The organism is Enterococcus sp. SMC-9, from assembly GCF_021011285.1.
Classification (GTDB): Bacteria; Bacillota; Bacilli; order Lactobacillales; family Enterococcaceae; genus Enterococcus_C; species Enterococcus_C montenegrensis.
In genome coordinates this window covers 130,077-152,278 of sequence record NZ_JAILYE010000002.1, presented here as the reverse complement: position 1 = coordinate 152,278, position 22,202 = coordinate 130,077, and the positions used below count along the sequence as shown (strand labels likewise).

The 22,202-nt window shown below is 38.1% G+C and carries 24 protein-coding genes; 20 read left to right on the top strand and 4 right to left on the bottom strand.

The window, feature by feature from the left end; translation table 11 throughout:
- Positions 1–49: 49 nt before the first annotated feature.
- Both K4422_RS03450 and K4422_RS03445 read right to left on the bottom strand, forming a co-directional pair.
- Positions 50–1,255 carry an MFS transporter gene (locus tag K4422_RS03450; RefSeq protein ID WP_230709184.1) on the bottom strand — a complete coding sequence of 402 codons (1,206 nt, stop codon included), beginning with the start codon at positions 1,253–1,255 and terminating at the stop codon, positions 50–52.
- A 149-nt stretch (positions 1,256–1,404) separates the two neighbouring features.
- Positions 1,405–1,857, bottom strand: a complete 453-nt coding sequence (locus K4422_RS03445) for a MarR family transcriptional regulator (protein ID WP_230709512.1) — start codon at positions 1,855–1,857, stop codon at positions 1,405–1,407.
- Between the two features lie 204 nt (positions 1,858–2,061).
- Here K4422_RS03445 and K4422_RS03440 point away from each other — a divergent pair, with 204 nt between their 5' ends.
- The 9 genes from K4422_RS03440 to K4422_RS03400 all read left to right on the top strand — a co-directional run bounded on the left by K4422_RS03440 (position 2,062) and on the right by K4422_RS03400 (position 11,034).
- Complete coding sequence (locus tag K4422_RS03440) at positions 2,062–3,009, top strand: ABC transporter permease (RefSeq protein WP_230709182.1); 948 nt, start codon at positions 2,062–2,064, stop codon at positions 3,007–3,009.
- A complete protein-coding gene (locus K4422_RS03435) occupies positions 3,006–3,959 on the top strand; it encodes an iron chelate uptake ABC transporter family permease subunit (RefSeq protein ID WP_206904988.1) in 954 nt (317 codons plus the stop codon). The genes K4422_RS03440 and K4422_RS03435 overlap by 4 nt, the downstream gene beginning before the upstream one ends.
- Positions 3,956–4,732, top strand: a complete 777-nt coding sequence (locus K4422_RS03430) for an iron ABC transporter ATP-binding protein (protein ID WP_230709180.1) — start codon at positions 3,956–3,958, stop codon at positions 4,730–4,732. Before K4422_RS03435 ends, K4422_RS03430 begins: the two co-directional genes overlap by 4 nt.
- 33 nt (positions 4,733–4,765) lie before the next feature.
- A complete protein-coding gene (locus tag K4422_RS03425) occupies positions 4,766–5,704 on the top strand; it encodes a siderophore ABC transporter substrate-binding protein (RefSeq protein WP_230709178.1) in 939 nt (312 codons plus the stop codon).
- Positions 5,705–5,808: 104 nt separating this feature from the next.
- The gene (locus tag K4422_RS03420) at positions 5,809–6,201 is read left to right on the top strand and encodes a GntR family transcriptional regulator (protein WP_206904975.1); all 393 of its coding nucleotides are present in this window, start codon (positions 5,809–5,811) and stop codon (positions 6,199–6,201) included.
- Between the two features lie 33 nt (positions 6,202–6,234).
- Positions 6,235–7,626: a PH domain-containing protein gene (locus K4422_RS03415; protein WP_230709175.1), complete on the top strand. Its 1,392-nt coding sequence runs from the start codon at positions 6,235–6,237 to the stop codon at positions 7,624–7,626.
- Between the two features lie 201 nt (positions 7,627–7,827).
- A complete protein-coding gene (locus K4422_RS03410; protein ID WP_206904973.1) occupies positions 7,828–7,953 on the top strand; it encodes a methanol dehydrogenase in 126 nt (41 codons plus the stop codon).
- A 47-nt stretch (positions 7,954–8,000) separates the two neighbouring features.
- On the top strand, positions 8,001–9,695 hold the full coding sequence (locus K4422_RS03405) for an oleate hydratase (RefSeq protein WP_230709174.1): 1,695 nt from the start codon (positions 8,001–8,003) through the stop codon (positions 9,693–9,695).
- Positions 9,696–10,020: 325 nt separating this feature from the next.
- Positions 10,021–11,034: a branched-chain amino acid aminotransferase gene (locus K4422_RS03400; protein WP_230709173.1), complete on the top strand. Its 1,014-nt coding sequence runs from the start codon at positions 10,021–10,023 to the stop codon at positions 11,032–11,034.
- Between the two features lie 48 nt (positions 11,035–11,082).
- Here the strand turns inward: K4422_RS03400 and spxB are convergent, their stop codons facing one another.
- Positions 11,083–12,807 (bottom strand): pyruvate oxidase, encoded by a 1,725-nt coding sequence (gene spxB, locus K4422_RS03395; protein ID WP_230709171.1) that lies wholly within the window; start codon positions 12,805–12,807, stop codon positions 11,083–11,085.
- Positions 12,808–12,944: 137 nt separating this feature from the next.
- Positions 12,945–13,646 (bottom strand): TIGR00266 family protein, encoded by a 702-nt coding sequence (locus tag K4422_RS03390; protein ID WP_230709169.1) that lies wholly within the window; start codon positions 13,644–13,646, stop codon positions 12,945–12,947.
- A gap of 188 nt (positions 13,647–13,834) precedes the next feature.
- Between K4422_RS03390 and K4422_RS03385 the strand changes: the two genes are divergently transcribed.
- From K4422_RS03385 to atpH, 11 genes are all read left to right on the top strand, one after another.
- The gene (locus K4422_RS03385) at positions 13,835–14,779 is read left to right on the top strand and encodes an alpha/beta hydrolase (protein WP_230709511.1); all 945 of its coding nucleotides are present in this window, start codon (positions 13,835–13,837) and stop codon (positions 14,777–14,779) included.
- Positions 14,780–14,921: 142 nt separating this feature from the next.
- Entirely contained in the window at positions 14,922–15,191 is a 270-nt protein-coding gene (locus K4422_RS03380) for a (4Fe-4S)-binding protein (RefSeq protein WP_206904966.1), read from the top strand.
- Position 15,192: 1 nt separating this feature from the next.
- Entirely contained in the window at positions 15,193–15,462 is a 270-nt protein-coding gene (locus K4422_RS03375; RefSeq protein WP_230709167.1) for a GNAT family N-acetyltransferase, read from the top strand.
- A 162-nt stretch (positions 15,463–15,624) separates the two neighbouring features.
- Positions 15,625–15,861: a preprotein translocase subunit SecG gene (gene secG, locus K4422_RS03370; protein WP_071865626.1), complete on the top strand. Its 237-nt coding sequence runs from the start codon at positions 15,625–15,627 to the stop codon at positions 15,859–15,861.
- A gap of 107 nt (positions 15,862–15,968) precedes the next feature.
- A complete protein-coding gene (locus tag K4422_RS03365; protein WP_206904961.1) occupies positions 15,969–16,718 on the top strand; it encodes an alpha/beta hydrolase in 750 nt (249 codons plus the stop codon).
- 3 nt (positions 16,719–16,721) lie between these two features.
- Positions 16,722–19,094 (top strand): ribonuclease R, encoded by a 2,373-nt coding sequence (gene rnr / locus K4422_RS03360; protein ID WP_230709165.1) that lies wholly within the window; start codon positions 16,722–16,724, stop codon positions 19,092–19,094.
- Positions 19,095–19,268: 174 nt separating this feature from the next.
- Entirely contained in the window at positions 19,269–19,727 is a 459-nt protein-coding gene (smpB, locus tag K4422_RS03355) for an SsrA-binding protein SmpB (RefSeq protein WP_206904952.1), read from the top strand.
- A gap of 295 nt (positions 19,728–20,022) precedes the next feature.
- Entirely contained in the window at positions 20,023–20,739 is a 717-nt protein-coding gene (gene atpB / locus K4422_RS03350; protein WP_071865630.1) for a F0F1 ATP synthase subunit A, read from the top strand.
- Between the two features lie 92 nt (positions 20,740–20,831).
- Complete coding sequence (atpE, locus tag K4422_RS03345) at positions 20,832–21,047, top strand: ATP synthase F0 subunit C (protein ID WP_016171491.1); 216 nt, start codon at positions 20,832–20,834, stop codon at positions 21,045–21,047.
- Between the two features lie 91 nt (positions 21,048–21,138).
- Entirely contained in the window at positions 21,139–21,657 is a 519-nt protein-coding gene (atpF, locus tag K4422_RS03340; RefSeq protein ID WP_206904950.1) for a F0F1 ATP synthase subunit B, read from the top strand.
- Positions 21,644–22,186: an ATP synthase F1 subunit delta gene (gene atpH / locus K4422_RS03335; protein WP_206904947.1), complete on the top strand. Its 543-nt coding sequence runs from the start codon at positions 21,644–21,646 to the stop codon at positions 22,184–22,186. Before atpF ends, atpH begins: the two co-directional genes overlap by 14 nt.
- Positions 22,187–22,202: the final 16 nt, after the last annotated feature.

Genomic DNA, 22,202 nt, shown 5'->3' with positions numbered 1-22,202 from the left:
GGTTTCTGTCTGCTTCATACTCAGCTTTTCTTATAGCTGTTTCTAATTCTTATTTAACAGGAAGCGGTATTTTTATTTGTCGTAGAAAGATTAGCGCACAAGAGATAAAGACAACGCCTAAAACAGCAGGGCTAAAGTGGCTAAAGCGATAAAGTTGCCCGGCAATAATAGGACCGATAATCCGTGCCAAAGCTTGGATGCTTTGGGCACCGCCTTGTACTTGTCCTTGGGTATTTTCATCAGCAGATTTGGAAAGCAGGCCGTTAAATGCAGGGTTAAAGATAGCATCGCCTAAACTAAAAATTATCATGCTTAAAACAAAAATGATTGCTTGATGGGTAAGATAGGCGCTACCAATAAAGAGATAGCCGAAAATTTCTGCTGTCATACCCAAGGAGATAATTTTTTGATCGGAAAAATGTTTCAAAAGTAAAGGCATAATAAAGGTTTGAGATAGAATATCTAAAATACCGATCAGCGAGAACATCAGACCGATAATTGTCGGTTTCCAAGCAAAAGTATCGATTGAAAATTGTGAAAAAATTGCCTGCAAACCGCCATTAGGTAACCAAAGTAAAAAGGCGGTAAATAAAAGGCGATTAATGATGGGTAACTTTAAAATGGTAAGCAATTGCTTTAAAGGATTCAATTTTTGAAAAGAAATGTTTTGACTTCTTCTTTCTTGTGACAAGCTTTCAGGCATAAAAAAGAAACCATAAGCTGCATTCAATAAGCTAATTGCGGCCCCAACAAAAAATGGGGTGCTGTTACCAAAATTAGCTAACAAGCCACCGATAACTGGTCCTAGTGCGGTACCAATACCTACAATGGCGCTAATCCAGCCAAAATATTGTGTTCGTTTTTCAAAGGGCGTAATATCGGCAAAGTAAGCGAAAATCGCTGCGATTTCACCGCCGGTAATGCCGTCAATGATGCGTCCTAAGAACAATAGCCATAACGAGCCACCGACACCAAAAATACTATAACCGATGGCAGCCCCAATTAAACTGAAAATCAAAATCGGGCGTCTACCAAAGTGATCACTTAATGCACCTAAAATCGGCGCTGCTAAAAACAGCGCGGTTGCATAAGCTGCGGCTAAACATGTTACAACGCTTGCTTGTTGACTAACCTTAACATAAGGTGCGACTAAAAATGGTAAGACTGGATTTACAATCGTTAGGCCTAGTCCGGTTAAAAAGACTGAAATAAAACCAAAAATTAATGCATGTTTATTTGAATAAGAGTGGTTCATCGAAATTTCCTCCAATGTAATTTTGTTTCTTTGTTAACAAAAACGAGTGTAAAACTTTTATGTTTCTTTGTCAACAAAAAAAGCCACACGCATGATTTACTTTCAAGTGTGTGGCTTTTACAAATTATTGATTAGAGTAAGCTAGGGGATTAGCGGGATTTTGGCAATTTTTTCAAGTGTTCACGGTAGCGGCCGATAAAACGAAAAACAGTGTCAAATTCTTCATCGGTCATATTCGTAAAAACTTCTTTATCACGATTGGCAAAGCGCTGATGTAGCATTTGGTGGGTTTGGTTAATGTGTTCTCCTTGAGTTGTTAAACGAAAATAGATTTCTTTTTTATTTTCAGGTAATTGATAACTGGTGATTAACTCTTTTTCCATTAGTTTTTTAGTTAGTTTACTAATGGCACCGCGGGTCATATAAGTAGCATTGGCTAACTTGGTTACGTTGGGATGAGTGAGTAATCCGATTTTTTCAAGCAACTCAATTTCGTTTAGTTTATACCCTTTTAAGGCACTTTGCATTTCTGGTCGATTGAGCCAAACTAATTCATTCGTTAAATCCATCAGTTGACCCATCAGTACTTGTTGACGCTGCATAATTTTCACCTTCAATAAAATATGTTCTGGCGTAAGTATAGCATGTTTTTTATCGGTACCAACGTAAAAGATTTGAAAGAGAAAAATAAAAGGTTGAAAAAAACGATAAAAAAACATCAATTTTCTATTGTCATTTTGAAGATAATTGCGTATAGTTAATTGCGAGTGAGAATCATTATCAATTAGATAGTTAGGATTGTGCATGTGAAAAAAATAGGAATCTTTTTACTTGTCATTTTATGTCTGTTTTCAATTTTTATTGGTGTGGGAGAAATGCACCTTACTGGTTTGATAGCTGGAACAAAGAGCCAATGGCTTCTTTTAGGAGAAACGCGTTTACCTCGGACTGTCAGTATTGTTTTAGCGGGAAGTATGCTAAGTGTTTGTGGTCTTGTGATGCAAAAGGTATTACAAAATCGTTTTGTTTCTACGAGTTCGATTGGCATGATGGACTCAGCTCGTTTTGGAATCTTACTAGTCATGTTATTTATGCCCAACAGTAGTATCTGGCAACGTTCCTTTGTTGCTTTTATTTTTAGCTACATTGGTGTTTTAGCTTTCCTATTTTTGACCCGGCTATTGCCAAAAAATAACCCATTAATCGTTCCATTAACAGGCATGATGTTTGGTAATGTGATTGGTGCACTTGCCAATTTTTTTGGCTATCAATTTCAGTTGGTGCAAAATATGTCTTCTTGGTTACAAGGAAATTTTGCGACAATTATGAAAGAAGATTATCGTTTGATTTATTTAACGATCCCGGTGTTTATCATTATTTTTTTGTTGTTACAACAAATTATGGTGTTAAGTTTAGGTGATGATTTGGCGCAAAATTTAGGCGTGAATGTTAAATTAATGCAGTTTTGTGTCTTGGGCTTAGTCGCATTAGGCTCGAGTGTTGTTTTAATCATGGTCGGCAGTATCCCTTTTTTAGGGATAGTCGTGCCAAATCTTGTGACGTGGTATTTCGGAGATCATTTGAATCACTCCTTGGCTTTTACTGCCATTTTCGGTGCAAACTTCTTATTAATTTGCGATTTATTGGCCCGCGTGTTAATTGCCCCCTACGAGTTGCCGGTTAGTGTTGTCGTCGGGGTGATTGGTGGCATTATTTTTCTAACGTTAATTATAAGGAGGCGCAAATTTGCATGAAAATTTATGGGATAAAAGTTCTATTGCTAACGCTTTTAGCCTGCCTTTTAGTAGGACTATATCTAAGTTATGGGACATATGGAAATTGGTCTTTTGCCTTGGAATTGCGAGGAAAGAAGCTTTTAGCCTTCATCTTAGTTGCGATTTTAACCACAGTTAGCACGATTACTTTTCAAACATTGACGCAAAATAAGTTTTTAACCCCTGGTATCTTGGGAATTGATCAGTTATATGTACTGGTGCAAACAGGCTTGTTTTTTCTACTAGGTGGTGTGAATCTCTTGGCAGAAAAGTCAACGGGATTGTTTTTATTGAACATTATCTTAATGGCAGGACTCAGTGTTGTTTTTATTATTTTTTTTCTAGGAAAATCAGGAAAAGACTTATTTACTCTCTTACTAGTGGGGATGGTTGCCTCAAGCTTATTTTCAAGTATTAGTACTTTTTTGCAGGTTTTAATGGATCCAAATGAATATGATTTATTGCAAGGACGGCTTTTTGCTAGTTTTAGTAATGTTTCAAGCCATCATTTAGTTATCAGCGCAGGATTATTGCTGATCATTGTTGGGTTTTTCTGGTATTTTACCCCTGAGTTAGATGCCTTGCACTTAGGAGTCGATTTAGCTGTCAATTTAGGGATTTCGGTTGCTTTTTTACAAAAGTTATTGCTATTTTTGATTGCTGCCGCTACTGGAATTGCTACGGCTTTAGTAGGCCCCACAATCTTTTTAGGTTTTGTGATTGCAACCATTAGCTATGAAGTCTTCCCTAAGGAAAACCATCGCCAGCTTTTTGTAGGAGCCAGTTTAATTGCGGTAATCTTTTTAGTTGGCGGCCAATTTTTATTAGAACAAGTATTCGGCTTAAAAACGACAATCAGCATTTTAATCCAATTTATTGGGGGATTATTTTTTATCATTAAAATTATTTTGGAAAGGAAAAAGGCATGATTGAAGTTAAAGAAGTAAGTAAAGTGTATCAACAAAAAATTGTCTTAGATAAAATCGAACTCCAACTTCCTAAAGGTGAGCTCGTTGCCTTTATCGGTCCCAATGGTGCCGGCAAAAGTACCTTGTTAAGTATTATGAGCCGCCTGCAAGGTGAATTTAGCGGAGAACTTTTTATTGATAATGGTGAAATCAGAACATGGCATTCCAAAGAATTAGCCAAACGACTGGCCATTTTAAAGCAGAATAATCAACTTCAAGCACGCTTAACAGTAGCCGAATTAGTCGCGTTTGGTCGCTTTCCGTATAGTCGTGGTCGTTTAAATGAAGCAGATAAAAAAATTGTATCTGCGGCCATTGCTGCCATGTCTTTGACAGATCTCTCGGCAGCTGAGTTGCAAAATTTATCTGGCGGGCAATTACAAAGAGCTTATATCGCCATGATTTTAGCACAAGATACAGAATATATTTTATTAGATGAGCCATTAAACAATTTAGATATGAACCATGCTAATCAGATGATGCGCCTTTTAAAAAAATTAGTAAAAGAAACAAATAAAACGATTTTCTTAGTTATTCACGATATTAATTTTGCTGCCGCTTTTGCCGATACCATTGTCGCCTTGAAAGATGGTGCATTATTCAAGATAGGGACAGCCGCAGAAGTCATTACTTCTGAAGTTTTAGGTGAGCTTTATGAAATGGAAGTACGGGTTTGTGAGTTGATGGGAAAACGAGTCTGCATGTATTTTGACGCAACAGATATTAGCGGTTAACCGCTTATCAATAACTTTTTTTGGGAGGATATGATGAAAAAAACAGTTTTAATGGTGATAGCAACGGTGATGTTGGTATTAGCCGGATGTAGTAATAATAGTAGTGCCGATACAAAAGAGTCAACGGCTGCAAAAGATAAGAGTGAAGTGACAATTCAAGATGCTAATGGCAAAATAACCGTGCCCAAAGCACCAAAAAAAGTAGTCGTCTTTGACAATAGTGCTTTAGATACGATGAATGTTTTAGGTGTTGGCGATAAAGTAGTGGGTGCTGCAACAGATAACTTGCCTGATTTCTTACAAGACTATAAAAAAGTTGAATCTGCTGGTGGGATTAAAGAACCAGACCTGGAGAAAATTAACGCATTAAAGCCCGACTTAATTATTATTTCAGGGCGACAACAAGATTTTCAAAAAGATTTAGAAAAAATTGCGCCCACGATTTTCTTTTCAACGGATAATAGCGATACGTGGGGCTCGATTCAAAAACAAGTAAACGCCATTGCTAAAATCTTCGATAAAGAAGCAAAAGCGAAAAAAGAAATTGCTTTGTTACAAGAAAAAATTGATGCCACACATAAAAAAGCCTCTGCTAGTGGAAAGGCATTGGTATTATTAGCAAATGAAGGCAGTATCTCAGCTTATGGTAAAGGTTCTCGTTTTGGCATTGTCCACGATACCTTTGGCTTTAAAGAAGCTGATGATAAAATCAAAGCTTCAACCCATGGACAAAATGTTTCTTATGAATATGTATTGGAAAAAAATCCTGCAATTATCTTTGTCGTAGATCGCACGAAGGCAATTGGTGGGGATGATAGTCAAAATAACGTTGCCGCTAATGAATTAGTGAAACAAACAGATGCTGGCAAAAATCAAAAGGTCATTAGTTTAGATCCAAGCGTTTGGTATCTGGCAGGTTCAGGTTTAGAGTCTGTTAAAATCATGCTTGAAAATGTCAATCAAGCCTTTTAATACTCTTCAAAAAGCGTATCTTAGTGATTGTCACTAAGGTGCGCTTTTATTATTGCGAATTTGTATCGTTTGTATTATAATTTATAATACAAAGGGGTGAGGGCATGTTATTAGAGATCAACACACGTTCTGAAATTCCAATTTACCAGCAATTAAGCGAGCAAATAATTATGGGGATCGCAACTGGCGAACTTGCAATCGGTGAAAGTTTGCCAACGGTACGACAATTGGCAGACGAATTAGGCGTTAATACGATGACGATTTCAAAATCGTACAATCAATTAAAAGAAGCGGGCTATTTAATTACCGACCGCAGAAAAGGCTCCGTTGTGACTTTGCCGCAAGCTTACCAAGAGGCAGACAAAACAGACTTAAAAAAACGATTGGCACAGTTATTAGCAGAAGCCAAAATTCACCAACTAAAAGAAGTGGAATTACAAACGTTTGTTGCTGATATCTGGTCGAATTTTCCAGAACTGGAGGAAAAAAAAGACTAGCTTTATCTGCTTAATAGAAAGAAGGAATGAAAAATGCTTGTTGTGATTTTAATTGGGGTACTTATTTTTGTGAATGTCATTATGGCTTTTTCATTGGGACTCGCAGCTAAACCCCACAAAAATGTTATTTTGGAAAATACATTGCCAAAAGAAGTCTTGGAAAAACCAGAAGTCAAGGCTTTAGCCAAAAAGTATCGGTTGCGTTTATGGCAGATTGCAGGGATTTTTAGTCTATTGAATTTTACGATGTTTTTGACACAGTATGAATCTTTTTTAATGACTTTATTTTGGCTGTTACTGCTTATTCCCATGGGGGCTTTTTATGGGACCGAGATTTTTTATATTCGTCAAATGGCGCAACTGAAAGCAAAAAAAGGGTGGCAATTACCAGTAACTCCTATTTTGGTTGATACTAAGCTAACTCAGACTAAAAATCGAAAAATGCTTGGTTTTAAATATTTAATCCCTGCCTTTATTTTATCTGTTGTCTTGGCTTTAATCATGTTGAAAAGTCAAAACGATAATGCTGTGATTTTATCGATTTCTTTGGTTGTTGGAGGGCTGATTTCTGCAGGTCTTTTGTACGGCGTGAAACGTTTGCCCGTCTCTGCACCAACGAAGGATGAAACCATTAATCGACAATATAACGATTTAACTAAGCATGACTGGTCAGTTGTTGCCGTTGGCAGCGCTTATGGTATCTTAGTTGCTTTAGCAATGCCCTTTTTTGCGAGTCAATTAAGTGGATTTTGGGCCCAAATCACGGTTTGGCTACTTTTAATTCTGGTGGTTGGCTTTAGTTTTTTACTGGTGGCCTATTTAATTTCACTGCGGAAAAAACAAGATGCACTTTTAAGCCAAGTGACAGAATTTCGCTATCAAGGAGAAGATCAGTACTGGCGCTTTGGTGTCTATATTAATGAAAGCGACCATCGTTTATTATTACCGGACCGAATTGGGTTGAATATGACCATGAATTTAGGTAGACCGATGGGTAAAATTTTTATGGGGGCAATTGTCCTCTTGGTAGTGGGCGTATTATTTGCTACTTTAATTCCAATTTATTTGATGGATTTTACCAAAGATCCTTTTCAAGCAGCGTTAAAAGAAGATGAATTAGTTTTAAAGGCGCCTTTTGCTGCTACTAGTGAAGTCAAATTAGCCGATATTCAACAGGTGACCTTGGTCGACAAATTAAAAAGTCCAGTAGAGCGTACGAGCGGTTACGGTGGTGAGGATTACAGTACTGGTTATTACATGGTTGCTGATAAAAAGGCGACCCTTTATTTAGACAACCGTTCCCAGCCCTTTTTAAAGATTACAACTAAAAATCGTGATTATTACTTCACTTTTAAAGAAGAACAGAAAACCAAACAACTCTATCAAAAATTAGTAACGAAACTTCAATCATATAGCAAAGCGTAGACAAAAGAGGTCTGCGCTTTTTTTGTGTAAAGGAATTCATATTGGCACTTTTAAAAGTTTTATTTTTGGACAATGAGTAAAAAATGTCTAAAAAATAAGGTGAAAAAGTAGTTTATTTTTGCACAATAAAATCTTCAGGGCTATTCTTAAATCAGAGGAAAAATGACCGGTTTAAAGTTTCAGTGAGAGGAAGTGACAATGATGAAAAAAGGATTACTACGTTTAGGCATTGGGGTTGCGGTTTTATCCCTTGGGGTTGCCTATATTGCTAAGAAAACAGGCTTTTTTGAAGATGATAGTCATTTGTATGACGAATTTGAAGCATAACAGGTGGCACTTTACCTGCTGTAATGTTTTGATTGGAGGGAATTACGATGAGAAAAAACAAAGCGATTATGATTGGTGCCGGACTTGCTAATATGGCGGCTGCGGTTTATTTAATTCAAGAAGGAAATTGGTCAGGTGATAAAATTACCTTTTATTCATTGGATGATCATGGCTCAAATGATGGTTCACCCTTAAAAGATGCAACCGATGAATATTGGAATGAAAACCACCCTTTAGAAAATCAAAAAGGTTATATTGCCCGTGGTGGTCGAATGTTGAATTATCGGACTTATGTTGATTTGATGGATCTTTTAGAACGCGTGCCATCAGTGACAGAAGAAAATATGACTGCTGCAGAAGATACGCGTGATTTTGATGCCAAACATCGTACATTTGACAAAGCACGGTTGATGCAAGGTGGCAAAGGGATTATCGATGGGGGCCATTTAGGTTTTAGCAATAAAGATAGAATGTTGTTAACAAAACTCATTGCTATGCCAGACTCAGAAGAAGAAAAATTGGATAATGTGACGATCGCAGAATATTTCAAAGATTCACCGACATTTTTTGAAACAAACTTTTGGTATATGTGGGAGACTACTTTTGCTTTTCGGACAAAAAGCTCAGCCCAAGAATTACGTCGTTACATGCATCAAATGATTTATGAATTCACTCAAATTGAACATTTAGTTGGGGTGAATAGAACGCGCTACAATCAATATGAAAGTATCATGTTACCATTAATCAACTATTTAAAAGATCAAGGAGTTACCATTGTTTTAGATCGTTTGGTAACAGATTGGGAATTTAAAGAAACAACAATGCAAGATGAAATTACTGTTACTGGTCTGCACATGCTAAACACTCAAACCAACGAAGAAGAATTTGTCCCAGTCGATGACGATACAGCGGTCATTTTCACGAATGGTTCGATTACCGATGCGGCTACAATGGGTGACTATACTACTCCGGCTGTTGAAAATATGGATTATGGTGCAGCTTCTAGTCTTTGGAAAAAAGCGGCTGAACGTTTTTATAATCTTGGAAATCCAGATAAATTTTTTGCCGATCGTGACGCTAGTGAATGGGTCAGCTTTACATTGACAACAAAAGACCATTTGCTATTAAATGAGATTGCGCGAATTACTACACAAGAACCTGGTAATGCCTTGAATTCTTTCTTATCAACAACTCCGATTACGCCGTTAAATCAAGTGGATGTGAATATGTCGATTGTAGTCCATCATCAACCGCATTTTACGACGCAAAAACCAAATGAAACCGTAATTTGGGGCTACTTCTTATATCCACGCCGCAGAGGTGAATTTGTCGATAAACAATACATTAAAATGACAGGCAAAGAAATGGCGCAAGAATTGATTGGTCAACTATCAAAAGTTGATCCAGGTCCGGTCAATATTAAAGAACGAGAAGCAGAAATTTTGGACAGTATCATTAATAATATCCCTGTCTATATGCCTTATGCTTCGGCTTTATTTAACAATCGGGCGAAAGTTGACCGTCCTAAAGTAATTCCTAAACACAGTACCAACTTGGCTTTCACGGGTGAATTTGTGGAACAACCTTACCAAATGATTTTCACAGAACAAAGTGCTGTACGCTCTGGTGAAATTGCGGCTTTCCATTTTGCAGGTATTCCAATGAGTCGTTTGGTTAAAACACCGCGTTACGACAAAGATTTACCAACTTTATTACGAGCCGCTAAAAAGATGTTTGAATAAAAGTGGGGTTGGCGTTTAAGTTTTGCTGAAGAAGCTTTAAACATGAAACCTGTAATAAGAATTTAAGCAGTGGCAAGGTGGCACTGCTTAGATTCTTTTTTTGTCTAAAAGTAGTATTTTTTTACAAGAAAAACATTGATTGGACCGTTTTAGCGCTGTCTGGTCTTTCAAAGGGCTCTGTTTTATGATTCCTTCAGCTTTTCCTATTTGGATTATTATTTTTGGGTAATTGTTGAAATTTTCAAAAAATTCATGACAAAATCCTGAAAGTGTTGTACCATAGCAAAAAGCACCTTAAGAATAGGTCAAAGGAGAGTGGTTTGGCATGAAAATAAACTGGGATGAATTGGGTTTTGATTATATTAAATTACCATATCGTTTTATCGCCCATTGGAAAAATGGCGCGTGGGACAGCGGTCAATTAACAGAAGATGAATATTTGCCCATCCACGAAGGCTCTACTGCCTTACATTATGGTCAGCAATGTTTTGAAGGTTTAAAAGCCTACAGCAGAAAAGATGGGAAAGTAAATTTATTTCGAGCCGATCAAAATAGTGCCCGCATGAATAGGAGTGCGCGGCGCTTGTTGATGCCTGAGGTACCAGAAGAGCTTTTTCTTGGTGCAATTAAACAAGTTGTGGCAGCAAACCGTGAATTTGTGCCACCCTATGGTACTGGTGGTACGTTATATATTCGTCCATTATTAATTGGCGTGGGACCAAATATTGGTGTTCACGCAGCACCAGAGTATATTTTTACTGTTTTTTGTATGCCGGTGGGAGCGTATTTTAAAGGTGGTTTGACGCCAACGAATTTTATTGTTTCTGATTATGATCGCGCTGCGCCAAATGGAACCGGAGCTGCCAAAGTTGGTGGTAACTATGCGGCTAGCTTATTACCAGGAGAAAAAGCACAAGAACGTAACTTTTCAGATTGTATTTACTTGGATCCCGAAACGCACACAAAAATTGAAGAAGTCGGTTCTGCCAATTTCTTTGGAATTACCAAAGAAAATGAGTTTGTAACCCCAAAATCACCATCGATTTTACCAAGTATCACCAAATATTCTTTATTGCATCTAGCAAAAGAGCGCTTGGGATTAGAAGCTTTAGAAGAAGATGTGCCAATGGATAATTTAGATCGTTTTAAAGAAGCTGGAGCTTGCGGCACGGCCGCGGTTATTTCACCGATTGGTGGTATTCAATTTGGGGATGATTTTCACGTCTTTTATTCTGAAAAAGAAGTCGGACCCGTTACACAACAATTATATGATGAATTGACTGGCATTCAATTTGGTGATAAAAAGGCGCCGGCAGGTTGGATTATTACGCTTGCTTAAAACGTAAAAAAGCAGTAGCGAAATTTCGCTACTGCTTTTTTGTTCACTTTACTTTTTTAATAAGTCAGCTAAGTTTGGCATGTCATGAATTTCATAACGTTCTTTGAATGCTTTGATTTGTTCTGCTGAGAAGTTATTTGGATCAAGTTCCATTGCATCAACAGGGAATGGACGATCGTTTGCAATTTTCACTTCAATAACAACCGGACGATCACTTTCTTTTGCCGCATCAAAAGCGGGGGCTAATTGATCGTAGTCTGTAATTGTAAAGCCTTTTGCTCCCATTGCTTCGGCTGCTTTACCAAAATCAACGTCATATAAATCAACACCAAAGATTGCTTTATTGGTTTCTTCTTGTTCTGCTTCAATGAAACCAAGTGAATCGTTCGTTAAGATCACGTTAATGATTGGTAATTTGTATTTTACTTGCGTGATGATATCTTGCATATTCATAGCAAAACCACCATCACCATTGATTGTGAAGACTTGACGATCTGGGTAACTTAATTTAGCACCAATTGCACCTGGCACCGCATAGCCCATCGTAGCAAACCAACCAGAAGTTGTAAATTGTTGTTTGCCGTTCATTTCCAAATGACGAACGGAATGTGTCGTAACATTCCCGACATCAACAACGAAAATTGCGTCATCTTCAGCAATTCGATTAATTTCTTTGTAAACGGGTTCTGGACGCATTGGTTTGCGGGCATCATCGTAGAAACTACGACGCCAATTATGCCAGTTTTTAATATTTTCTTGGTTTGCTTTGTACCAATTGTCAGCAGAGCGCGCTTCTCCAAGTTCTGTTAAACGTTGTAAAGTTAAAATACCGTCACCTAAAATCGCAACGTCAACATCATGACGACGTCCAAATTTTGAACCATCAATATCTACTTGAATGAATTTAGCGCCTTTGTTGAACATAAAGTTACCAAATGGGAAATTGCTACCAACTGAAATAATTAAATCAGCACTAAGTAAGGCTTCATTAGCAGGTTTAGTTGCTACACGTGCAGCAGAGCCTAAATAATTTTCATAGTCATCGTTAATAATTCCCTTAGCTAAAACTGCGGCTGCAACCGGCATACTAAAGTGTTCAGCAAAAGCTTTAACCACGTCAGCGCCACCGCGTACTCCTTGGCCGATATATAAAACAGGTTGTTTTGCTTCTTTAATTAGTGGCAAGGCAGCTTTTAATTGAGTTTCATTTGGTTGAATTGTTGCAGTTTGATATGTTGCAGCCGTTGAAACGAAGTTGTCTTCAATTTCAGCATAGCCGTAATCAACGGGAATAGTAACGACAGCGACACCACTGTGGCGATAAGCTGCTTTAATTGCTTCATCGATTACAAATGGCAAACTTTCAGCATTCATAACCGTCCGATTGTAAACACTAACATCTGCAAAAATTGGATTTTCATTTAATTCTTGGAAAGCGTTGGTGTTCATAGCTGTTGATGCAACTTGACCAAGTAAGGCTAAAACAGGGACGTGATCCATTTGGGCATCATATAGACCGTTGATCAAATGTGTTGCACCAGGACCCGCAGAACCAAAGACAGCACCGATTTTGCCAGTTACTTTTGCATCAGCTGCAGCGGCTAGTGCCCCAGTTTCTTCATGACGGACTTGAATATATTTGATATGATTTTGTTCATCGAATAAAGCATCCATTGTGGAGTTGAAGGAACCACCAGGTAATCCGTATAAATGATCAATTCCCCAATCTTCCATGACTTTTAACATTGCGACGCCGGCATTGATTTTTGTCATTTTAAACACTTCTTTCTTATTTATATCGCGCGCTTTAAAGAACGCTCGTTTTATTGACCTGTCTTTATGTTACCGCCAATTAAAAAAAATTACCAATAATCTTACTCAAAGTAAGTAAAACGCCTGCAATCATTTACTTAATTACTGCTTGTGGGAATAAAAGGCGCAATTAAGCCTGCAAAAGCTTCAATATTTCGACTTTGAATAATAATTTTTCCTTGACCAGAAAAGCGATTCACTAGCCCTTCACCTGTTTTAAAACCAAAAGTGCCAGAAGCAAATTCAATGTGATAATCAAGGGACTTACTCCAAGCTAAGACATGCTCATTATCAACAACAAACTGTTGACTACCATCCATGGTGATTTCTACGAGATCGCCAAATCCATTGATCAGCATCATCCCTTCACCAGCGGTTTCCATGACGAATAAACCACCAGTACCGCCTAATAAGGCACCTTCTAATTTTTGACGTTGCATCGTATAAGAGACACTACTCTCACTGGCTAAAAAGGCCCCAGTATTTAAACGCCATTGCGTTGGACCAATTGGCAATTCTCGAATAGTACCAGGAGTCGAAGGCGCAATCGTAACTTGGGCATTCTCTGCATCTCCTTTTACTTTAGTAATAAAGAAGCTTTCACCACTGGACAATGAGCGACCAAGAGCTTTCATCATACCGCCGATTCCTTTTTTACCATTACTATTCATGTGACCTTCAAGTGTAACTAAACCATTGTGATAAACCATTGAACCTGGTTCGATTTGAACTTCTTCACCTTTTTGTAGTGCAATATCCACTAAGGGAAAAACCGAAGTAGAGCTTAATTTGTATTTCATTTGCTAACCTTCTTTCCTCATTCATATTATTATTATATGACAAACTTGCTTTTGGGCAAAAAGTTAACTTCTGACAAAGAAGAGGGTTATTTATGGTGGTTTGATTTTTGAAATGATAAACTAAATGCAAAGAGAAAGTTTATGCGGGCAGCTGAATTGTTGAGTTTAGATAGAAATAGGTGACGTGGATGTTGATGATTATTGGAATAGTTTTAGGAATAATAGTAATTGGGTTGCTGTTTTATTACCATTACTTAAGGCGTTGGGCGCGTTTTTTTGTCGATGCCATTGTCGAAAGAGACGATCATTGGTATTTGTCAAAAGGACAGCCGTCATTAAATCCAGATGCAAAAAAAGAAGAGCCTACCGATGATCTTTACAATTTTTGGTTAACTGAATATGAATGGGGCGCACTTAGTTTTGACCAAGAAAAATTAGTGGCTTCAACTTTTTTGCAAGATAGTAGCCGGTGGGTCATTTGTGTCCATGGTTATCGGAGCACGGGCTTTGATGAAATGTCAGCCCAAGCTAAAACGTATTTTGAAGCAGGGTATAATGTTTTAGTCCCAGACCTTAGAGCCCATGGCCGCAGCAGTGGCAAAATTATCGGCCTGGGGTGGTTAGACCGTCTAGATTTAATTACTTGGATTAATTTAATTACAGAAAATAACCCACAAGCAGAAATCATCTTACATGGTGAAGGGATGGGAGCGGCTGCGGTATTGATGGCCAGTGGGGAAAAATTACCGCCTCAAGTAAAGCTATTAATTGCCGACAGTAGTTACACTTCCGTTTATAGTGCATTTAAATATCAACTCCACCGCTTAACCAACTATCCGGTTAATCGCTTTATGGGTCTGGCAAATCAATATGCCAAAAAAAGGAATGGTTATTCATTACTAGAGGCATCTGTCAGCCGACAGTTGGGGAGCAATCACTTGCCCGTTTTGTTTCTTCATGGCCAAGAAGATCAATTTATTCCAGTAAAAGAAACGGTTACCTTAATGGAAGCCACCGCCGATAAAAAAGAGCTTAAAATTTTTGCAGGAGTAGGGCACTTAAAAGCTAAAAAAGAACAGCCTGAAGCTTATTGGCAGACAATTTGGTCATTTATTGAAAAAAATTTAGGGTAGTGTAACGTAAAAGTGACAGGATCTTTTTAAAAGGATAATTATTTGTCTAAAAATGACACTACTGATAAAATGTAAGTGGTTATAGTTCTGATTAATACGCATTAATTAGAGTAGCGACACTTAAATTAAAGGAGGCAATCAGATGGAAGGTAATAAAATCGGTGGCCAAGAAGTCACAGAAGAAATGCTAGTTGCTGATGGGTATCGTAAGTACTCCGGCAAAGATATCGATATTTATTATAACAAAGACATTTGTGCCCATGTTGGCAATTGTGTTCGCGGAAATGGTGCAGTCTTTGAAGTCGGGCGCAGGCCGTGGATTTTAGCAGACAATGCCAGCGCCGATGAAGATGCACGCGTTATTAATACATGTCCGACAGGGGCATTAAAATTTATTCGGAAGGATGTTTAAAATGGAATTTAAAGAAGAAAAAGACCGCTTTGCAGTATATGACGATGGAAAAGAAATTGGTGAAATGACTTGGTCACCTGCTGATAATATGATGATTATCGATCACACTTTTGTTGACCCAGCATATCGTGGCCAAAAAATTGCTGAACAATTGGTATTGCATGGTGTAGAACGTGCACGCCGGGATGATTTAAAGATTATTCCACTATGCCCATTTGCCAAAAAAGAATTTGCTGAAAAACCAGAATACGGTGACGTATTACGCAAATAATCTTTACCTATTAAACAGCACAACGAAGGTTATCTTCGTTGTGCTGTTTTTAGGTGGAGGAGGTAAGGTTAAAGTCTTTTTTTAAAACTATTCCTTGTGGCAATCTAGCAGTATTTATGCTAAAGTAAACTAGATGAATTGTATTTAAGGAGGAAGCGGCGAATGTATAATTTTTTATTAGGCGTAGTGATTGTGCTTTCAATCATCATTATTATCGCTATCATGATGCAGCCGAGCAAACAAAATAGTGCAGCCAGTGCCTTTACCGGCGGTGCCGACCAATTATTTGGTAAACAAAAAGCCCGCGGTTTTGAAGCCGTGATGCAGCGTACAACAGCAGTTTTGGGCGCTATTTGGTTAATTTTGTTATTTGTATTAGCCTTTTTATCATCAAAATAAACGGATAAAACCGATCATTTTTTGGCTGAAACTCATGGCGTATCCAGCGTCAGGTTTCAGCCTTCTTTTGTTTTTATGGTAAAATTGGGCTATTGAGGTGAGAAATCGTGGAAAAAAAACCAGCATCATTTTTTACAAAAAAAGGAAAGAAAGCTGTTTTGCTCTTTCATGCATATTCTGGCAGTCCCAATGACGTCAGAATGCTATCGCGAGCATTGGAAAAAGAAAACTATACTGTCTATGCACCACTTTTTTTGGGGCACGGTACTATGGAGCCCAAAGAAATTTTAATGACAGATTTTAAAAGATGGGAAGAAGATGCCGAAAATGCTTTTTCTACATTAGTTAAAGAAGGCTTTGAAGAAATTGCTGTTTTTGGCCTATCGATGGGTGGGATTTTCGCCATGGACTTATTAACCAAAGGCTACCCAGAGATTGTAGCAGGTGGTGCTTTTTGCTCGCCTTTATTTAAAACAGAAAATAATGTCGAAGAAAACTTCCTATTATATGCTAAACAAATTTATCAACGTCAAAAAATTAGTGGTGATATACTAGCAGCAAAGCTAAGTGAGCTAAGACCACTAGTAAATAAACAATTGCAAAATATTGAAGCGCTAGGAGCGCGAGTTAGTCAAAATCTTTCTTCTGTACAGGTGCCGGTTTACTTGGCCCAAGGCGGTGCCGATGAAATGATTGATGCAAAAACGGCATATAAAACTGCCGCAGCATTAAGACAAGTAGATGTAACATTGGACTGGTACGCCCAAAGTGGTCACGTCATTACCGTTGATCCGGTGCACCAACAATTTGAAAAAGATGTTATCCACTTCTTAACTAAGCTAAATGAAAAGAGGTAGAAAATGAAAGCAACAATCAAAGAGCAGATTTTAACTTTTCTAGCTACAAGTAATAAGAAAAGCTTTTCTGCCGAAGAAATTGCCGAAGGTTTAAAGCTGCAAAAAAGTAATGATTTTAAAGTGCTCATCCAGACAATCGCTGTGATGGAACGAGAAGGGACTATTGTCTTTAATAAAAAAGGTAAAATTAAATTACCACCTCAAAAAGTATTGGTGGAGGGGACTTTTCGCGCCAATGAGCGGGGATTTGGTTTTGTGACCATCGATCCTGAAGAAGATGATATTTTTATTCCAAAAGAAGCCACAGGTTTTGCCATGGATGGCGATACAGTTGCCATTGATATTGTGAAGGTCTCTGATCCTTTTTCTGATCGTGGTGCCGAAGGGCAAGTCGTTGAAATTAGACAACGGGCGGTCAAACAAATCGTGGGTGAATTCACGTTATTTGATGAAAGTGAAATCGCAGAAAGTGATTTGTACGGCAGCGTGAAACCAAAGGATAAAAATTTTAACGGCCTAAGAGTTTTAGTTGCTGCTGAGGGTATTAAACCAGTAGACGGCAGTATTGTCATTGTGGAGATTACCCATTACCCAGAAAAAGGCTATCCGACTAGCATTGAAGGTATCATAAAACAAGTTATCGGCCACAAAAACGACCCAGGCATGGATATTTTATCCATCGTTATTAGCCATGGCATTCCAACCAGCTTTCCAGCTAATGTCTTAGCACAAGCAGACAAAGTACCTGAGACAATCAACCCTGCTGATTTTCCAGAGCGGATTGATCGCAGCGACCAATTGATCGTGACAATTGACGGCGAAGATGCAAAGGACTTAGATGATGCAGTTACTGTAAAAAAATTAGCAAACGGTAATTTTTTCTTAGGTGTGCATATCGCAGATGTCTCGTATTATGTAACAGAAGGTAGCCCGCTGGATCAAGAAGCCTATGAGCGAGGGACTAGTGTCTATTTAACCGATCGCGTTATTCCAATGATTCCCCAACGGCTGTCAAATGGTATTTGTTCTCTAAACCCACACGTGCCTCGTCTCACTATGAGTTGTGAAATGGAGATTGATTCAAGTGGGAAAATTGTCAAACACGCTATTTTTCCAAGTATTATCCAAACTAGTGAACGAATGACCTATACGGCGGTGAACGCGATTATTGAAAATCATGACCCAGAAGTCTCCCAACGGTATGAAAAATTAGTACCGATGTTTTTTGAAATGGCGGAGTTACACCATATTTTGGAACAACGCCGGATACAAAGAGGAGCGGTTAGCTTTGAAGATCGCGAAGCAAAAGTTTTAGTAGATGAAGATGGTCATCCCAAAGATATTGTTTTGCGGAGTCGCGGCATTGGAGAACGTTTAATTGAATCTTTCATGCTAGCAGCCAACGAAACAGTAGCAGAGCACTATAATAAGTTGCATTTGCCGTTTATTTATCGTATTCATGAAGATCCAAAAGAAGAAAAATTGCAACGCTTCTTTGATTTTACTGCCGCTTTGGGGATGGTAGTTAAACATACTAAGGGAAGTATTACACCAAAAGATCTGCAAAAAGTTGTTGCTGATGTGGCAGAACGTCCCGAAGCAATGGTTGTGAACATGATGTTGTTACGTAGTATGCAACAGGCAAAATATTCTGAACACAATGCAGGCCATTATGGCTTAGCGGCAGATTATTACACACACTTTACTTCACCGATTAGGCGCTATCCCGATTTAATTGTGCATCGTTTAATTAGAAGTTATGCAAGCACTACGGATAAAAAGATGCAAAGTAAATGGCAAGAAAAACTGCCAGAAATTGCTCATCATTCTTCTGATATGGAACGTCGGGCTGTTTTGTGTGAGCGTGAAGTTGACGCTATGAAAAAAGCTGAGTTCATGCAAGCACATATTGGTGAAGACTTTGACGGAGTTATCAGCTCGATTACGAAATTTGGTATCTTCATTGAATTACCGAATACAATTGAAGGTATGATCCATATTAGTAATTTAAAAGATGATTACTTCCATTTTGTTGAACAACAGCTGGCACTCGTTGGTGAAAGAACAGGAATGACTTTTAAAATTGGCCAAAAAGTACGGGTAAAAGTGACCAATGCAAATCCTGAAACCAGAGAAATTGATTTTGAATTGGTTTCAGCAGAAGAAGTTACCCAATTACCACGTCCACAAACGAGTCGGAAAAATCGCGGTGGTAAAAAAACCACGAATCCTGCTAACTTCCGCAAGAAAAATTCTACAACTAAAGCTAAGACCGGTGATAAAAAAGGTCAACTAAAAGTTGATTTAGGAAATAATAAGAAGATAAAAGGTAAAAAACCGTTTTATAAAGGAGTCAAAAAGAAAAAACATAAATAATGAAAAGCGGTTGGGACAAAGGCGTTGGGCTTATCTGTAATTGAAAGCAGGATTATAGGAATGTCTCAGCCCTGGTTAGAAAGCTCTGACAGTGCAAAGGCAGTCAGATCAATGTTTTTTCTTGGGGAAATTTTAGCGGCCTTTATAAATAAAAAAGCACAGGAGGTGGCTTATATGCCAAAAGGCGAAGGTAAATTGATCGCCCAAAATAAAAAAGCCCGCCACGACTATACAATTATTGATACGTTAGAAGCCGGGATTGTTTTACAAGGGACAGAAATTAAGTCAATCCGCAATGCTCGCATTAATTTAAAAGATGGTTTTGTTCGTGTTCGCAATGGGGAAGCATTCTTATACAATGTCCACATCTCACCTTATGAACAAGGCAATTTATTCAATCACGATCCACTGCGGACACGAAAACTTTTATTACACCGTAAACAAATTGATCGTTTATATGGTGAAATGAAAAGCGCCGGGATGACCGTAGTCCCGCTTAAAGTCTACTTAAAAGACGGTTTTGCCAAAGTCTTAATTGGCCTTGCTAAGGGGAAAAAAGAGTATGATAAACGTGAAACATTAAAACGTAAGGATCAAGAAAGACAAATAAGCCGCGTTTTAAAAAACTATTGAAGAAATTTGCATTTAACAGGGGCTATTGCTTTATAAAGTTGGGTCTTTTTGATAGCATTTACTCAGACGGTGTGTCAAATTTCGCTTTTTTAGTTAATGATTCGTTTTACTGATTATAGGTATTACACATTTCTATTAGTCATTTTGCTAAAACTGTCAAATCTTACTGAAAATCTTTTGAAATTTTCTATCCGTGGTGGTATGATACCCATTGGTTATCATGCCAAAAGCATTAGCAGCACTTATTTACCAGCTTTTTTAGCTGGAGCATACGTATGAAAAGAGGTGAGAAATATTGAAAGAAAAACCACTCGTTTTCAATATTGGTCCCATCTGGTTTGATGGCACCATCCTTTTAATGACACTTATCACGTGTGTTATTGTCTTTACACTAGTTTTTGTTTGTACACGGAATTTACAATTAAAACCAAAGGGCAAACAAAACTTTATTGAGTGGGTAATTGATTTCGTTCGCGGTATCTTAGGAGATAACCTCCCAAGTAATGAAGTGAACAACTTCCATTTATTATCATTTGCCTTGTTTCTATTTGTTTTTGTCGCCAATGAGATTGGTCTTGTGACGAAAATTGTTGTCGGTGAAACAACTTTTTGGAAAAGTCCAACCGCGGATCCCTTTGTGACATTGACATTGGCATTGATGATGATTGCAATGACCCATTTCTTCGGGGTGCAAAAATTTGGGTTGAAAGGTTACTTTAAAGTATCATTTTTACAACCCGTGGCCTTTTTGCTACCAATTAAGATCATCGAAGAATTTACCAACATCATTACCCTGGGTTTACGTCTTTACGGGAATATTTTCGCCGGTGAAGTTTTGCTTGGCTTAATTGTTGACATGTTAAACAATGTTGGCTGGCTAACACTTCCTGTAGTTATTCCATTAGAGATGATTTGGATTGGCTTCTCATTATTTATAGGCGCCATCCAAGCGTACGTATTTGTCACCTTATCCATGGTATTTATGGGTCACAAATTGGAAACAGAAGAGTAGATTCAAAAGACATTTATCAACTGGTTTGACGACAAAATGCAAAAAACATTTATCCGGTCGTCTCAACTTTATAATTTAGGAGGAAAAAAATTATGAACTTTATCGCAGCAGGTATCGCAATCGTCGGGGCAGCTATCGGAGCTGGTTATGGTAACGGGAAAGTTATCTCACAAACTATCGAATCTATGGCACGCCAACCAGAAATGTCTGGTCAATTACGTTCCACAATGTTCATCGGGGTTGCGTTAGTAGAAGCTGTGCCTATTTTGGGTGTGGTTATTGCTTTGTTACTTGTGTTCATGGGTTAAAGCCACGAGAAAAGCAGAAACGGATGCAAACTGTTTTTGCTTTTTTGCCATGATACGGCAACCTTAAATAGTAGAAAAGGAGCTTACGCTTATGCTAAATATTGTATTAGCAGAAGTCGGGAATACAACTATCAGTAGTATCGTCGTTGTATCCGGTTCTTTCTTATTGTTAGTTGCACTTTTAAAGCACTTTGCTTGGGGCGCAATTTCAGACATGATGAAAAAACGGGAAGATAAAATTGCTAACGATTTAGATTCCGCTGAACAATCCCGGACTAAAGCAGCTAAGCTTGAACAAGAACGTCAAACTCAATTGATGTCTTCCAAAAGCGAAGCAGCTGAAATCATCAAAAATGCTAAAGACAGCGGCGAGCTCAGCCGTCAAAATATTTTAAACGAAACCAAAGAAGAGGTATCTCGTTTGAAAGATAAGGCAAAAAGTGATATTTCCATGGAAAGAGATGCTGCAATGACAAGTGTTAAAGACGATGTAGCTGAACTTTCTTTACAAATTGCCGAAAAAATCTTGAACAAAGAGCTATCGCCAGAAGCCCATGAAGCATTAATTAATCACTATATTGAAGGATTGGGCAACCATGAAACTCGATAAATACACGGTAGGCAAACGCTACGGTAAAGCGTTGTTTGAGCTGGCGGCAGAAGAACGGGTTACCGATGCTGTCTACCAAGATTTGCTTAGTTTGAAAAACGTTTATGAAGCAATTCCTGATCTTGGTAATATGCTGAGTGATGTTCGTTTGAACTTAGGAGCAAAACGCGCTTTAATGGACAAAATCGTTTCCGAATTTGACGGAATCACCAAAAACTTTTTAGAAGTTGTTTTCCGTTATAATCGCATGGATGATTTAATTTTAATCATCGATGAATATGAACGCCGTTATGATGAAGCCCAAAGCCTAGTTTTGGGTACGGTGACAACCGCCGTGACTTTGTCTAGTGAGCAAAAAGGACAATTAGAAGAAAAAATTGCCAGCTTATTGGGCTATAAAAAAGCAAATTTGGTTGAAAAAGTTGATCCCAATATTTTAGGCGGGGTCGTGGTGGAAGCCAACCATCAAGTAATTGACGGCAGTGTAAAAAGCCGATTAGAACAACTACGATCGATGATTGGTAGATAAGTTTAATTAAAGAGGT